The organism is Rhizobium sp. C4, from assembly GCF_021026315.1.
Taxonomy (GTDB): Bacteria; Pseudomonadota; Alphaproteobacteria; order Rhizobiales; family Rhizobiaceae; genus Ensifer_A.
The window spans coordinates 148,741-163,852 of record NZ_JAJNCX010000002.1 but is presented as its reverse complement, the minus strand read 5'-3'; the positions used below and the strand labels follow the sequence as shown (position 1 = coordinate 163,852).

Sequence of the window (15,112 nt, the reverse complement as noted above, 5' to 3'; positions counted from 1 at the left end):
TACGCCTTCGACGACCCGTTGGATCATCCAAGACCGGCCGGGCGAAAATCTGGACCGACGCGGGAAAGTCGGAAGGGCGGATCTTCAAGGTAGGTGAAGCCGTCATTATGGCATTGGCGCGCACCGGCGCCAGCCCGGCAAACGCTGCCGGACTCGCATGGATTAAACTACGATCACATGACTAGGGCCGCATCCGGCCTCAATAGGCCGCCCTGTAGATCGACAACGCGTCGGCTTCCGTCAGCGGGCGCGGATTGTTGACGAGCAGGCGGGTCTGGCGCATGGCGTCGGCCGCAAGCCTCGGCAGCCAGTCCTCGGTAATCTGCATTTGACGCAGGGTTTGCGGCAGACCGCAATCGGTCGAAAGCTGGGCGAGCCTGTCGCAAAAGGCCGCAACGCGTTCCTGACCCGTAAGCGCGGCAAGGTCTGGAAAGACATGCGGCGCAAGCTCGACATAGGCGTGATGCGCCGTCACCGCATTGAAGCGCAGGACATGCGGCAGGACGAGCGCATTGGAAAGTCCATGCGGTATATGGAAATGCCCGCCGAGCGGATAGGCGAGCGCATGCACGGCAGCCACAGGCGAGTTTGCAAACGCCTGGCCTGCGAGCATCGAGCCGAGCAGCATGTCGGCTCTTGCTTTCTCGTTCCGCCCGTCGCGAACGGCCGACAGAATGGCCGGCGCCATCAACTCAAGCGCCTGCACCGCAAGCGTTCGCGACAGCGGATTATTGTTCGGGCTGCTCGAGGTGTAAGCCTCGATGGCATGAACCATCGCGTCGATACCTGTGGCAGCCGTCACATGGGGCGGAAGACCGTAAGTCAGTTCGGGATCGAGCAGGGCAATGTCCGGGAGCAGGACAGGCGACACGACACCCATCTTCTCCGACGCCCCCGTCGTCACGATGGCGATGGGCGTCACTTCCGATCCGGTGCCGGAGGTGGTCGGCACGAGGACCAGCGGCAGCCTGGGGCCCTTCGCCTTTCCGACGCCGTAGACCTCCGCCAGCCGCTCCTGCCCGATAGCAAGAAGAGCAACGAGCTTCGCGACATCCAGGGACGAGCCGCCGCCGATGCCGATGACACCCTTTGCCCCGTTTGCTCTGGCCAGTTCCGCAGCCGCGATCACGACGCTTTCCGGTGGGTCCGCCTCAACATCGGCAAACACGGTCGCCTCGACGCCGGCTCCGGCAAGCGCGGCCAGGGCGCGGTCGACGATCCCGGTTGTCATCATGCCCGGATCGGTGACGACGATCACACGCTGCCCCATGGTCGCGGCAACCGCCTCCCCGAGACGCCCGAGAGAGCCCGCGCCGAAGACAACACTTTTCGTCGTGCTGAACGTAAACTGGTTCATGATCCTGAATTCCATCAATCGAGCAGTCCCCAGGGCCACGAACGGCCCCGGGGTCTGAGGTCTCTTCTTAGCCGATGTCCGAAGCCTCGCGACCGCGCGTGATCTGCGAAATCGTCACCGCCAGGATCAGCGCACCGCCATTGAACACGTTGGTGACCCAGAGAGGAATGCCGAGCATCGAAAGCCCGGTGATGCCGGTCGCCAGGAAATAGACTGCGACGATCGCCCCCCAGGGATTGAAGCGCCCCGGCTGGATCGTGGTCGCACCGAGAAACGCGGCCGCGAAGGCAGGCAGGAGGAAGTTCAGACCGGAATACGGATCGGCCGAACCGAGCACGCCCGCATAGAGAATTCCGGCAGCCGACGAGAGAACCGCAGACATGATCAGAGCACCAAGCCGCACCTTGTCGACGGAAATGCCGTTGAGCCGTGCGACTTCCCGTCCACGCCCGACGAAGAGGAGGCGGCGTCCGAGAGGCATGTAGTCGAAAATGTACCACATGATCAGAGCTGCCAGGATGGCGTAGTAGAAGGCATAAGGGATGCCGAAAAGCCTGTAGCCGACGGCAGCCATGATCAGGCTGTTGTCGATGCCTCCGATCGTAGACGAATTGGTCATCCACTGGACCAGACCGCTCATCACCGAAGTCGAACCCAGCGTAACCACCAGCGAGGGAACGCGGAAATAGATGATGAAGAGCGCATGCACCAAGCCGACCACCACACCCATCAGGATGACGATCAGGAGCACGAGCAGGATCGGCATCTGGTGCCAGACGTTCAGAACGCCGATGGTGGACGCGGACAGCGTCAGTGTCGCCCCGACAGAAAGATCATAATCGCCTGCCGTCAGCGGAACGATGATCGCCAGCGCCAGCAGCGCTGCAGGCGCATAGGAGGCGAACATGATCGAGAAATTGCCCCAGCTGAAGAAAGAACTGGGCATGGCGGCGCTGAACAGCGCAATGATGATCACCCAGACGAGCAACAGCGCGTAGCGCTCGAACAGGCGCAGGAGATGACGGCGGGAGGAGGCACTCGGCCCGGTCTTGGCAGTGTCGTTCATGGAGCGGCTCGCTGCGAAATGTGATTGGAATGGGGAAGCGCTGCAGAGGCGTAGCACGCCTCGGAGATGCCTTCCTTCGTGAGTGCGTCGCCACTGAGTTCGTGGCAAATCCGGCCCTTGGCAAAAACAAGCACACGGTCGCAGATGTCGGCAAGCTGTTCGGCCTCGGAGCTCGCACAGATAATCGACATGCCTTCCGCCGCAGCCTTGCGCAGTGCTGAAAAGATCTGCTGGCGCGTTCCGACGTCGACGCCCTGCGTGGGCTCATCAAGCATAAGCAGATGCGGCGAGCGGTTCATCCAGCGGGCGATCAGCACCTTCTGGGCGTTGCCGCCCGAAAGCGCCGACAACTTGAGATAGGGATCGTTCGGCCGGACCTCGTATTGCGTTCCGAGGATATGGGCCTCGTCGATCATCGCCCGGTTTCTCAGCCAGCCGCCGCGGAAGAAGCGTCCGACATCGGGCAGGAACATGTTGTCGACGATCGACAGGCTGTCGACGCCGCTGGCGCCCTGACGGTCTCCCGGAAGCAGTGCAAAACCACGGTCGATGGCAGCCTTCGGCGTGAGCGTGACCTGATCGAAGGCCTGCTCGCCGGCAATCTGGATGGTTCCGCCGGAAGCCGGCCGCGCACCGAAGGCAAGATAGGGAACCTCCTCATAGCCCGAACCGATCAGCCCTGTCAGGCCCAGGATTTCTCCCTTTCCGACATGGAAGTTCGACGGCTGGAGCATCTGCCCGGCAAGGTCGCGGAAACGGGCATAGACCGGCAGGCTCGCTGGATCCCGCTTGATGTGGCCCGCCCGGCTCATGCTCTGGCCCACAATCATCTCCACGATCTTTTCGTGGGTGGCGTCCTTGCGATCCAGTTCACCGGATTGTCTGCCGTCCCGCAGGACGGTGATGCGATCGGTGATTTCCATCACCTCGTCGATATCGTGGGAGATGAAGATGACGCTGCAGCCGGCTGCCGTAATCGATCTCACGAGAGAAAAGAGCTGCTGCACGCCGCTTGCCGGCAGGAAGGGTGTCGGCTCGTCCAGCAGGACGAGGCCCGGCTTGCCGGTGATCGCGCGTGCCGCCTCGATTTCCTCGAAGGCGCGGACGATGGCCAGCAGCGCACGCTGGACCGGGCTCAATCGATCGACACGCTCGTGCGGATCAAGGTCGAGCCCGAAGCGTTTCAGCGCGCCGACGGCGGCCGCCTCTTCCGCGGCCCAGTTGATGAACGATCGGCCGCCGCCCGTGAGCTGGACGACGCGCAGGTTCTCGAGCACCGTCAGCGACGGCACGAGGCCGAGATTCTGGTGAACGAAGGCCATGCCCAGCCGACGCGCATCGCCGCCCCGGACCGGCAGGCTCACCTTTTCGCCGTTGAAGAACAGGCTGCCGCCTTCGTCCGGGGTGTGGAACCCCGCGAGGATCTTCACCAGCGTCGATTTGCCGGAGCCGTTCTTGCCGAGCAGTCCGTGTACTTCACCGGGCATCACATCAAAGGATACATTCTGCAGCGCCCTGGCACCGCCGAATGTCTTGGAGAAGTTCTTCACGGAGAGGACCGGGAGCGCGCGCGGCGCTCCCGGATCGGTTGACGGATCGTGTCCGGCCTGACCAGACGACAACGTCATTATTGAATGCCCCAGAGCTTGCGGAAGCCGGCCTTGTAGGCATCGCCGTAGCCGGTGTCGAACTTCGCAGGCGTACCGGCTTCGGCAGCATTGCTCTTGTCGAAGATGTAGAAGGGCACATTCAGCGCCGTCGGCGTCTTGAGGCCGCAGGCATCGCGCAGATGGCCGTCAACCGTCGCATAGGCGATCCAGTCGAGGCTTTCGCCGATATCCATGTCGGCGAGACCCTGCTGGATATAATCCAGCACGAAAGGCGTTCCGTTGAACGTCGCGACCTTCACCTGACCGGTCTTGCCGGCAAGACGGAGCGCCGGAATGACGAACTGCGACATCGAATCGTAGATCGGGATGACGACGTTGATTTCCGGATGGGCCTGAACGGCCGACTGGACTGCCGGCTGGATCTTGGTGCCCCACTCCGTCACGCCCACGTTGATTTCCTGGACGATCTTGCAGGTCGGGCAATTGGCGGCGAGCTGCTTCTTGAAGTTTTCGACGAGCGGGATGGTCGGCGGCACTTCCTTGGAGATGACCAGCGCGATGTTGGCCTTGCCTTCGGTCGCGACGGCAGACCAGTCGGCAAGGATCGTGCCTATCTCGCCAAAGCCGATCGTCAGCGAGGAGGATACGACGGGGTTCTGCTTGAAGCTCGGATCGTAGAAGTGCGAGGTCATGACCTTCACACCCGCTTCCTTCGCCGCCTTCAGCTGCGGCTCGATCGTGCCCGGGTCGATGCCTGAAATCAGGTCGATGATGTTGTACTTCTCGCGCGTCGCCATCTCAACGCCCTGGACCCACTGGCTCGGCTGGCCCTGGTTTTCCCATTCGCGAACCTCAAGCCCGACCTCGGCACCGGCCGTCTTCATGCGGTCGATGATGCCCTTGAGGAAGGGATTGCCGCTGTTGTTCGGGATCGAGAGCATCTTCTTGCCCTTCGCGCAGGATTTCGCATCGAAAGGCTCGCCCGGCGCCGTGAACTGCGGCTTGGACTGATACTTGGCAATGTTGGCCTTCGCACGGGCAAGGCCGTCGGCGGCATCATCGGCAAAGGAAGGAGCCGCCAGACACAACAGGGCGGCAGCGGAGGTGAGTGATGCCAGCAGAACGCTTTTCTTCATCGGTAGTCTCCCAGACTTTAGTGAAGCCCTACCCCCTCGGCAGGGATTATTCTTGAATGCGTATGCATTGTTTGCGCAAAGTCGCCCATAAGTCAATTGCGCCTCTCATCCTTTTTGTCGGATTTCGAGATTGACCCGCCATATGCCGGTTACCACGGGCGCTGGGGATGCACGGAGCTTTGCTATTGAAAGAGACCGGCAGGAAGGTTACGTTGCATGGAATGCAGCGAGGCTTTGAATACGCATTCTGAAGCAACCCGAAGGAGTCTTGACAGGAATGACGCGCAGCTCAAACAGGACGACATCGTTTGAAGTGGCTGCATTGGCGGGCGTTTCCCAGTCGGCAGTCTCCCGCGCCTTCACGCCTGGCTCCAGCATCGCCGAAGAAACCCGCCAGAAGGTTCTGGAGGCGGCGCGAAAGCTGAACTACGTACCAAACTCGATCGCAAGCAGCCTGACGACCAAGCGGTCCAACATCGTGGCGCTGATCCTCGGCAATCTTGCCAATCCCTTCTACGTTCATGTCATGCACGCCTTCAGCAGGAAACTGCAGGAGCACGGACGGCAGGTTCTGATTTTCACGGTGGATGCCGGCGCCGAAAGCGATGACGCGATCCTGCAGGTGCTGAAATATCAGGTCGACGGCGTCATCCTCACATCCGCGCAGCTGTCGACGCGCATGACCAGCATGTGCCACGACCGCGGCATCCCGATCGTTCTCTTCAACCGCTACATTCCGGGCTCGGATGCCTCCGGTGTGCGCTGCGACAACAACGGCGGTGGACGCCTGATCGCGGAAGCCTTCCTGGCTGCAGGCGCAAAGAGCTATCTGATCGTCACGGGCGATCCGACGGCAACGACAAGCGGCGACCGCATGCACGGCTTCATGGACCGGCTGATCGAGGGCGGCATCAAGCGCAGCGACATCAGCCAGATCGAGGGCAACTCGTCCTACGAGGGCGCTTTCAGTGCCACCATCCGGTACTTCTCCTCGCCCGACGTGAAGCGTCCCGACGCGATCTTTGGCGTGAACGACATCATGGCGATGGGCGTCATGGATGCCCTTCAGTTGCGGCTGGGCATGAAGGTCCCCGAGGATCTGATGCTCGGGGGATTCGATGACATTCCGGAAGCACGGCGCGCGCCCTATCATCTGACCACAGTCCGACAGCCGATCGATCAGATGGTGGACGAAACTCTGGCGATCCTGCATCTGGATGAACCGACCCGCCCCATCGAGCGCGGCATCGACAAGCGCATTCCCGGACGCCTGATCTGGCGCAGTACCGTCCCGGCGCCTCGGGATAGTGAATAGCCGCCGCGTTATCGTGAAACGAGCATATGAAAATGGGGCCTTTCGGCCCCATTTTCGTTTCGTCATTCCGCAGCCTGACGCTCCGGCGGCGTGAAACCGAAATCGAATGGCGGCGGTGCGCCGCGCTCCTCCTTCAACTTCGCTCTCAGAGCCTCCGTGGCCTTTTCGTCGGCCAGGTTTTCCACGGTCAGGAGTACGCCGTAACCCTCTTCAGCCTGCCTGGCCGAGACCAGGCCATAGCGGACGTCGCGCGCAACGGTGGCTGCGGGACGGTCGAGAGGATCACCCCAGCCGCCCGACCCTGCCGTCTTGAAGACGACGCGATCGCCGGGCTTTACCTTGAGATTGTCGATCTTGGACGGGATCCGGGTAGGCTCGTCCGAGCCCGCACGGATAACCCACTTGCTCGACGTGCCACCATGAAGGCCACCGTTGATGCCCCACGGCGGAACCACTTCGCGGTCATCGTGGATCGATACCTGACCCGGTTCGAGGACACGATAGACCTTCTCGATGCCCGCACCACCGCGATGGAGCCCCGGCCCGCCGGAGTCCTGGATCGGCTGGTAACGCTCGACCAGCACCGGATAGTAGTTTTCGATGTATTCGATCGGCGTGGCGGAAAAAAGCGGCCACCACGCATGACCGTCGAACCCGTCACCCTTCGGGCGACCCGGCACGCCGCCGAACAGAAGCTCCATCAGCTGGAAATACTTGTTGTCCTTGTCGTGACCCGAGAAGATGAAGTGCGGGCTGGTGCCGTAACCGGCTGCCATGGACAGCTGCGGCACGAACTTGCCGAGCGCGCCGGCCTGGCAGTCGAAGAAGCGCGTATGCGTGTTCAGCCGGTTCGACAGCGCGGCGGGGAACCGCGGGTTGAGCAGGCTTCCCTCCGGCAGCACGATCTCGAAAAGGTCGTAGAACCCTTCGTTGAAAAGCACCGACGGATCGAAGGACATGATCATGTAGACGCCGAAGAACAGCTTGCACAGACCTTCATGGATGTGGAAGTTGATCGGGCCTTCTGCCTGCCCATCGGTTCCCGTGAAGTCGAACACCGCAATATCGCCACGCCGGGAAATGGTCAGCGTCATGCGGAACGGGCCATTTCCGAGACCATCATCATCCACATAGTCCGTGAAGCTGACCGGCTCCTCGGGAATGTACTTGCGGATGACGACGCGCATGGCTTCGCGCGTCCGGTCGAGCAGCATGTCGCAGGCCGACATGTAGGTCTCGCGGCCGAAACGGTCGCAGAGTTCCTTCACGCGGGTCGACGCGGTGCGGCAGCCCGCAATCAGGGCCATGAGGTCGGCGCGGTTCATGTCCGGGGTGCGGGTGTTGTTGAGCATGATGTCGAGCACGCCCTCGTTCAGCACGCCCTTGGAATAGATGCGGACCGGCGGAATGCGCAGGCCTTCTTCCCATATTGTGCGGGCATTTGCCGGCATCGAGCCCGGAACCGAGCCGCCGACATCGACCATGTGGCCGAAGATCGACGAGAAGCCGACGTGAACGCCCTCATGGAAGATCGGCATCATCACGCACCAGTCGTTGTTGTGCGAGATGGAGCCCTTGCAGGCATAGGGATCGTTCCAGACGAAGATGTCGCCCTCGTTGATGTCGCCCTGGAACTTCTCCACGACGGACGGGATGTAGGAGCCGAACTGGCCGACGATCATCTGGCCGCGCTCGTTGCAGATCATCGGGAATTCATCATGCTGCTCGCGAATGACGGGCGACAGCGAGATGCGGACCACGACGCCGTCCATCTCGAAACGGGCGTTCTTCAGGGCGTTCTCGATGATGTCGAGTGTAATGGGATCTACTTTGACAGCCATGGTGCTCATGCCCCCTTCGAAACAGGCCAGATCAGGATATTGCCGTGCGGGTCGATTTCGGCGTAGTGCGCCGGCAGGAGCACCGTCGTCGTATCGTACTGGCGAATGATGGCCGGGCCCTCGACGCGAGCGCCCGCACCGAGCTTGGCGCGATCATAATGCGGCGTATCAACCCAGGCGCCGTTGAAATAGGCCGGACGGGTCTCGAGAATGGCGTTCTTGACGTCACCGCCTGCAGAGGCGAGCTTTGCCTCTTCGACCGGCGGCGTGGCGCCACGAGCCACAACACGCAGGGCGACGAGTTCGACCGGCACATGGAAGCGAACCCCGTAGAGCCGCTCATGGATGTCGTGGAAGTCGGCGAGCGTGCGGGCAAGATCGCCGCGCTTGCGCACGTCATCCGCACTCACCGGCACCGACACTTCGAAGCCCTGCTGCTCATAGCGAAGGTCGAGAGCAAAGGTGATCGAGGCATCGGCCTTTGAGACTTCCTGTTCGATCAGCCATTCCTGGGCCTTGGCTTCGAGTTCATCGAAGCGCGACCAGACTTCCGCGGGGGCCAGCCCGACGGTCGAGCGGATATAGGTCTGGACGAATTCGTTGCGGAAATCGGCTTCGAGGAAGCCAAGTGCGCAAAGCACGCCCGGATTGGTCGGCACCAGAACCGGATAGCAGCCGAGCAGTTCGGCCATGGCATTGGCATGGAGCGGACCTGCTCCACCGAATGCAACGATGCCGAATTCGCGGGGGTCAAGCCCGCGCTGCACGGTGATGACGCGAAGGGCACCGAGCATCACCTCGTTGGCGATGTCGATGATGCCCTTGGCCGCGTCTTCGGGCGACAAGCCGAGTTGCGCACCGACCCGTGCGACGGCCGCGCGTGCGCCCTCGACATCGAGAGTCATGTCGCCGCCGAGCAGGACCGGCGGAAGATAGCCGAGAACAACGTTGGCATCCGAAACGGCAGGTTCCGTGCCGCCGCGACCATAGGAGACAGGACCCGGCCGGGCACCTGCCGAACGCGGGCCGACGCGCAGCGAACCGGTCAGTTCCGAAACGTCGGCGATGGAGCCGCCGCCGGCACCCACGGAGCGGACGTCGAGCGTCGGCACCTTGGCCGGAAACATGCCGACTTCCGTCGAGCGCGAAATCGTCGCTTCACCATCGATGATGACCGCAACGTCGGTCGACGTGCCGCCCATGTCGAAGGCCAGCAGCTTGGAGAAGCCCGACCGACGCGACAGCATCATGGTCGAGGTCACGCCACCGGCAGGACCGGACAGAACCGTGTGCACCGGCCGCTCGGAAGCAGCAGAGGCGCTCATGAGACCGCCGTCGGAGCGAACGATATGGAGACGTGCGCGCACGCCATCCGACTTCAGCCGATCCTCGATGCGCGACAGATAGCGCTTCATGATCGGGCGGACATAGTCGTTCATCACCGTCGTGATTGCACGGTCATATTCGCGGAATTCCGGCAGGATCTCGGAAGAGAGCGATACGGGAATATTCGGGAAGCGGGCAGCGACAATCTCGCGAAGTGCCCGTTCATGCGCCGGATTGGCGTAGGAATGCATGAGAGAGATCGTCAGCGCCTCGATGCCCGACGAGCAGAGATCGTCGATCATCCTGGTCGCCACATCGAGATCGAGTTCGCGCACCACTTCGCCGCGCGCATTCATGCGCTCGGGAATGCCGCGGGTATCGGCCAGAGATGCCAGCGGATCCGGCTTTTCCATGTTGATCCAGCCGAAAAGCGGACCCGGCGTCCAGGCCTTCGCCAGATGCAGGGTGTATTCGAACCCTTCGGTGACGAGCAGGCCAACGCGAGATCCCTTGCCCTCCAGCACTGCATTGGTCGCCACCGTGGTGCCGTGAAGGATCAGATCGATATCCGACGGAGAGATCCCGGCCTTCTCGCAAATCAGCTTCACGCCCGCAGCAACACCGATCGACTGATCTTCCGGCGTCGACGGTGTCTTGGCCTGGAAGGTTCGATTGGTCTTTTCGTCATGAAGCAAGAGATCGGTGAACGTGCCACCTACATCGACGCCCAGTCTCATTTCAGTTCCCCTACGCGCATCATTGTCTCCTTTTTTCAATCCGCACACAACAGCGTATTGCATGCGTATTCATTTCAGCATAAATTGGCTCCCGGCTCTTCTGCAAGAGGAAACATTCGGGTCTCGCCAGTTTTTCTGACAGCAGCCAAAGCGCCAGCTCATTCGCCTGCTTTACAAGCCTCATCGGACATCACATCGGAAATGACTGCAAGAACGCTTTACGAGAAAGTATGGGATAGCCACGTCATCAAGAACTACGAGGATGGCACGTCGCTTCTCTATATCGACCGCCATCTCGTCCAGGAGGTTTCCAGCCCGCAAGCCTTTGCAGGACTGGCAGCAGAAGGCCGGAAATTCAGGCGCCCCGACGCACACATTGCCGTTGCGGATCACGCCGTCCCGACCACGGACAGGCATCTGCCGCTGCCCGAAGGCCTTGCAGCCAGGCAGGTCGCGCGCCTGAAGGACAACTGCGCACGCTTCGGCATCGGCTATATTGGAATGAATGACGCGCGGCACGGCATCGTGCATGTCATGGGTCCCGAACTCGGGTTCACGCTGCCGGGCGCGACGCTCGTCTGCGGCGACAGCCACACATCGACGCATGGCGCCTTCGGGGCGATTGCATTCGGCATCGGCGCCAGCGAATGTGAATGCGTATTCGCAACTCAGTCTCTGCGTCAGCGGAAACAGAAGACCATGCGCGTCAATCTCGTCGGGCGGCTCGGTGACGGCGTGACGGTGAAGGACATCATCCTGGCGCTGATTGCCCGCATCGGAACGAACGGCGGCGTCGGCTATGCGATTGAATATGCGGGCCCCGTGATTGGCCAATTGTCGATGGAAGCGCGCATGACGCTTTGCAACATGTCGATCGAGGCGGGCAGCCGGGTGGGCATGGTCGCCCCTGACGAAACCACGATCGCCTGGGTGTCCGGCCGCCCGCTCGCGCCCGCCGGCGCGCTGCTCGACCGGGCAATCACGTACTGGAAGGGCCTTCCGAGCGACACGGGCGCCGTCTTCGACCGGGAGGTCGATCTCGATGTATCCGCCCTTGCACCACAGGTCTCCTGGGGCACCAATCCCGGCGAGACAGCCTCCGTGACCGGCCTCGTGCCGGATCCGACCGTGGAAACCGACCCGGTGAAGCGGCAGAAGATGGAGCGCAGCCTCGCCTATATGAATCTGAAGCCCGGCACGCCGCTGGAAGAAATCGCGATCGACCGGGTGTTCATCGGGTCGTGCACAAACGGCCGACTTGAAGATCTTCGCATTGCAGCGTCCGTGGTTTCGGGGCGCAAGGTCGCCGACAACGTAGCCGCCATTGTCGTCCCGGGTTCAGCCACTGTCAGGCTGCAGGCTGAAGCGGAAGGTCTCGACAGGGTGTTCCGGGACGCCGGCTTTGAATGGCGCGACTCGGGCTGTTCGATGTGCGTTGCCATGAATGACGACAGGCTGAAACCGGGAGAACGCTGCGCCTCCACCTCCAACCGCAATTTCGAGGGCCGTCAGGGTCTCGGCGGGCGAACGCATCTGATGAGCCCCGCCATGGCGGCAGCCGCCGCGATCGCGGGCCACCTGATCGACATCCGCAAACTGGAGACCATGCACTGATGGAAAAGTTCACTCGACTGACATCCGTCGCCGCGCCGCTTGCGGAGGCCGATGTCGATACGGACATCATTTTTCCCGCCCGTTTCCTTCTGCTGCTCGACAAGGCAGGTCTCGGCAAGCATCTGTTTCATGAACGGCGTCATCGCCGCGATGGCGGCATGACGGATTTCGTTCTCAACACGCCCCCGTTCAACGAAGCCCGCATCCTCGTCGCCGACGCCAATTTCGGATCCGGATCGAGCCGCGAACAGGCCGTCTGGGCGCTTGCAGATTTTGGCATACGCTGCGTGATCGCACCGAGCTTCGGCGAAATCTTCTTCTCCAACTGCTTCAAGAACGGCGTTCTGCCCATCGTCATCACCGGAGAGGCCCACGCCAATGTCATGGCGGCGGCGCGCACCGGCCAGCCGTTCACCGTCGACCTCGAAGCGCAGACGGTCTTGCTGCCAAACGGCCCGGCACTCTCCTTTGACATCGATCCGTGGCGCAAGCGGGCCCTTCTTCTCGGGCTGGACGAGATCGGGGGCATTCTCGCCGATGATGCAGAAGACATATCCGCCTTCGAGGCCCGCCACCGCGTCGACAATCCGTGGCTCTTCCTTGATGACGGACGGATGGAACAGCTTTTGAGCCAGGGAGATGGCAAATGACCGACCAGGACCTTTCATCCAATTATCAGGGCGCTTTCGGCAAGCGGATCGGCTTCGGAAAGCGGCCCGTTCTCCTGATGATCGACTTTGTAGAGGCCTATTTCGACCGTGGCTGCGCGCTTTTTGCCGATGTCGAGGACGCACTCGCCTCCGCGCTCAGGCTCCAGGCCGCCGCACGCGATGCAGGCGTGCCGGTCATCTATACCAATGTCGTCTACAACAAGAGCGTGCTCAATGGCGGTCGCTTTTATCAAAAATCGATGACGTTGCATAACTTCGTCGAGGGCAGCCCCATGGGCGCCTGGCCCAAGGGCCTGGTTCCGCGGGAAGACGAACTCGTCATCTCCAAGCAGTACCCTTCCGCCTTCTTCGGCACATCGCTCGCGTCCACGCTGACGACGCTCGGCGTCGACACGGTCATTCACACCGGCGTTTCGACCTCCGGCTGCGTCCGCGCCACCTGCGTCGATTGCTGCTCCCACGGCTTCATCCCGATCATCGTCCGCGACGCGGTCGGTGATCGCCACCCCGCGCCGCACGAAGCCAACCTGTTCGATATGGATGCCAAGTATGGCGACGTCGTGCGGGAGGCCGAAGTGCTCACCTATCTTGCAAATCTAGGAAAGACAGCATGAGCAAGCCCAATCTGAAAGCAGCCCTCGCATCCGGCCAGTTCGTGGTCGCACCGGGCATCCATGACATGATCACGGCGGTGGTCTCCAACAAGGTCGGCTTCGACTTCGTCTATGCGTCAGGCTACTGGATGACCGCTTCGGCCTACGGCCTGCCGGACGCCGGCATTGCGAGCTATACGCAGATGCTCGATCGCGTCGCCACCCTGTGCCGGACAACGAATGCAGCCGTCATCGCCGATGCCGACACCGGATATGGCGGACTTCTCAATGTTCACCACACGGTGCGCGGCTACGAAGAGGCTGGCGTCGCGGCGATCCAGATCGAGGATCAGGAATTCCCGAAGAAATGCGGGCACACGCCGTTCAAGCGTGTCGTGCCGACCATCGACATGGTCGAAAAGATCAAGGTTGCGGTCGAGGCGCGCAAGAACCCCGACATGCTCATCATCGCCCGCACCGACGCGCGTCAGCCCGAGGGCTTCGAGGGCGCATTGAAGCGCGGGCTCGCCTATGGCGAGGCGGGCGCGGACATCGTCTTCCTGGAAGCGCTGGAAAGCGAAGAGGAAATGCGCGACGCCTGCCGCCGGGTGCCGCAGCCGATGATGGCAAACATGGCCGATGGCGGACGCACGCCGATCAGGTCGGCAAAGGAACTTGCAGACATCGGCTACAAGCTCGCGATCTACCCTTCGGCCACTGGCCTTGCCGCAGCTGCCGCTGCAGAGAACGCATTGAGCATCCTGAAGACCGAAGGCACGTCGGACTCGCCGAAATCCCCCCTGTTCAACTTCTCCGAATTCAATTCGCTGATCGGCTTCGAGGATGTCTGGAGCTTCGAACGTCGCTGGGCGCGCGACGCCGTGGTGGCAAAATGACGACCGTCGCCTGCATCGGGGCCGGCACGGTCGGGCGCGCCTGGGCCGTCGTCTTTGCCCGCGCCGGCCATGATGTTCGCCTCTATGACAGTCTGCCCGGCGAAGCCGCCGGGCGGGCTCTTGCCGGCGCGCGGCGCACCCTCGAACTTTTTGCCGAAAACGGTCTTCTCGACGACCCCGTGGAGACCGTGATGGCACGCATTGAACCGGTCGCGTCCATCGGTGCGGCCGTCTCCGGCGCGACCTACGTTCAGGAAAGCGTCCGCGAGGATCTCGACGTCAAGCGGCAAGTCTTTGCCGAAATTGCCGCCCTTGCCGACAGCGCGTGCATTCTGGCTTCCTCCACATCGGCCCTGCCCGGCTCGGATTTCATGGGCGCAATTGCGCATCCGGAACGCGCGCTGGTCGTCCATCCGGTGAACCCGCCCTCGCTGATCCCGCTCGTCGAGCTCTGCGGCACGACATGGACCTCGGCCGAGACCATTGCGAAGGCAAGGGCGTTCATGAGCAAGATCGGCATGAAACCGATCGTGCTCAAGAAGGAAATCGACGGCTTCATCCTCAATCGCCTGCAATTCACCCTTGTTGCAGAGGCGCTTCATCTTGTCGGCGAGGGCTATTGCGATCCGGAAGATATCGATGCGGTCCTCACCGACGGACTGGCCCTGCGCTGGGCCTCGATCGGTCCGTTCGAGGTCGCGCATCTCAATGCACCGGACGGGATGCAGGGATTTGTGGATCGCCTGGGTCCCATGATGCGCCATCTCGGACAATCGGCCCGCACAAATTATGAATGGACCGACAAACAGATCGCAAGCGCCCATGCAAGCCTCTGCGAACGGATACCACTCGACGCCATTTCAGCCCGTCAGGCCTGGCGCGACGGACGCATCCTGGCGCTGCGCCGCATGAAGCGCGACGTTCCGGACCCCATCAACTGACACCAGCCT

Annotated in this window: 12 protein-coding genes; 6 read left to right on the top strand and 6 right to left on the bottom strand. The window is 62.0% G+C overall.

Annotated elements, in window-relative coordinates:
• Positions 1-199 precede the first annotated feature (199 nt).
• The 4 genes from LQK84_RS04355 to LQK84_RS04340 form a co-directional block, all read right to left on the bottom strand.
• Positions 200-1,357, bottom strand: coding sequence for an iron-containing alcohol dehydrogenase (locus tag LQK84_RS04355; protein WP_230827427.1), 1,158 nt, complete (start codon positions 1,355-1,357; stop codon positions 200-202).
• A 67-nt stretch (positions 1,358-1,424) separates the two neighbouring features.
• Complete coding sequence (locus LQK84_RS04350; RefSeq protein ID WP_230827426.1) at positions 1,425-2,423, bottom strand: ABC transporter permease; 999 nt, start codon at positions 2,421-2,423, stop codon at positions 1,425-1,427.
• Positions 2,420-4,051, bottom strand: a complete 1,632-nt coding sequence (locus tag LQK84_RS04345; RefSeq protein ID WP_230827425.1) for a sugar ABC transporter ATP-binding protein — start codon at positions 4,049-4,051, stop codon at positions 2,420-2,422. Before LQK84_RS04345 ends, LQK84_RS04350 begins: the two co-directional genes overlap by 4 nt.
• Positions 4,051-5,169: a sugar ABC transporter substrate-binding protein gene (locus tag LQK84_RS04340; RefSeq protein WP_230827424.1), complete on the bottom strand. Its 1,119-nt coding sequence runs from the start codon at positions 5,167-5,169 to the stop codon at positions 4,051-4,053. Before LQK84_RS04340 ends, LQK84_RS04345 begins: the two co-directional genes overlap by 1 nt.
• Before the next feature lie 277 nt (positions 5,170-5,446).
• On the opposite strand from LQK84_RS04340, the gene LQK84_RS04335 reads away from it, so the two are divergent.
• A complete protein-coding gene (locus LQK84_RS04335; protein WP_230827423.1) occupies positions 5,447-6,484 on the top strand; it encodes a LacI family DNA-binding transcriptional regulator in 1,038 nt (345 codons plus the stop codon).
• Between the two features lie 62 nt (positions 6,485-6,546).
• On the opposite strand, the gene LQK84_RS04330 is transcribed toward LQK84_RS04335, so the two are convergent.
• Together LQK84_RS04330 and LQK84_RS04325 are read right to left on the bottom strand one after the other, a co-directional pair.
• Positions 6,547-8,325: a hydantoinase B/oxoprolinase family protein gene (locus LQK84_RS04330; protein WP_230827422.1), complete on the bottom strand. Its 1,779-nt coding sequence runs from the start codon at positions 8,323-8,325 to the stop codon at positions 6,547-6,549.
• 5 nt (positions 8,326-8,330) lie between these two features.
• A complete protein-coding gene (locus tag LQK84_RS04325; RefSeq protein WP_230827421.1) occupies positions 8,331-10,388 on the bottom strand; it encodes a hydantoinase/oxoprolinase family protein in 2,058 nt (685 codons plus the stop codon).
• A gap of 201 nt (positions 10,389-10,589) precedes the next feature.
• On the opposite strand from LQK84_RS04325, the gene leuC reads away from it, so the two are divergent.
• Genes leuC through LQK84_RS04300 form a run of 5 tightly spaced genes read left to right on the top strand, consistent with a single transcriptional unit; the run spans position 10,590 to position 15,103 of the window.
• Positions 10,590-12,002, top strand: a complete 1,413-nt coding sequence (gene leuC / locus LQK84_RS04320) for a 3-isopropylmalate dehydratase large subunit (protein ID WP_230827420.1) — start codon at positions 10,590-10,592, stop codon at positions 12,000-12,002.
• Positions 12,002-12,652 (top strand): 3-isopropylmalate dehydratase small subunit, encoded by a 651-nt coding sequence (gene leuD, locus LQK84_RS04315; RefSeq protein ID WP_230827419.1) that lies wholly within the window; start codon positions 12,002-12,004, stop codon positions 12,650-12,652. The genes leuC and leuD overlap by 1 nt, the downstream gene beginning before the upstream one ends.
• Positions 12,649-13,287 carry an isochorismatase family protein gene (locus tag LQK84_RS04310; protein WP_230827418.1) on the top strand — a complete coding sequence of 213 codons (639 nt, stop codon included), beginning with the start codon at positions 12,649-12,651 and terminating at the stop codon, positions 13,285-13,287. Before leuD ends, LQK84_RS04310 begins: the two co-directional genes overlap by 4 nt.
• On the top strand, positions 13,284-14,162 hold the full coding sequence (locus tag LQK84_RS04305) for an isocitrate lyase/PEP mutase family protein (protein ID WP_230827417.1): 879 nt from the start codon (positions 13,284-13,286) through the stop codon (positions 14,160-14,162). The genes LQK84_RS04310 and LQK84_RS04305 overlap by 4 nt, the downstream gene beginning before the upstream one ends.
• A complete protein-coding gene (locus LQK84_RS04300; protein ID WP_230827416.1) occupies positions 14,159-15,103 on the top strand; it encodes a 3-hydroxyacyl-CoA dehydrogenase in 945 nt (314 codons plus the stop codon). Before LQK84_RS04305 ends, LQK84_RS04300 begins: the two co-directional genes overlap by 4 nt.
• Positions 15,104-15,112 lie beyond the last annotated feature (9 nt).